The sequence below is a fragment of the Blautia hominis genome, from assembly GCA_002270465.1.
In the GTDB taxonomy this organism is placed as follows: domain Bacteria; phylum Bacillota; class Clostridia; order Lachnospirales; family Lachnospiraceae; genus Blautia; species Blautia hominis.
Window position 1 is genome coordinate 1 of record NQOF01000034.1, and the last position, 240, is coordinate 240.

Sequence of the window (240 nt, forward strand, 5' to 3'; positions counted from 1 at the left end):
TTATTTGTAGAACCAGTGGTTCCTTCTGTTGTTTCGTTCGATAGAAGCGTACTTATGCTGTTAATATTTTTTTCAACAATAGACAAATCGGATTCTTCTGCTTTATTAACTATAGCGGAGTTTAGCACAACACTGGAAACTGGTATAATCATAGGCAAAAAGGAGGATTTGCCTATGGAACCACGAATGGAACTTATTAACAGCGTTTTGGCAGCAATGACAGCGTTGCTGGCGGCGGAG

The 240-nt window shown here is 40.0% G+C and carries 1 protein-coding gene; it reads left to right on the forward strand.

All coding sequences use genetic code 11. The annotated features are described in order from the left end of the window. Positions 1 to 54: 54 nt before the first annotated feature. Positions 55 to 240 (forward strand): hypothetical protein (locus CI595_RS26495; protein WP_205728130.1); only part of this gene is annotated, 186 nt, incomplete at its 3' end.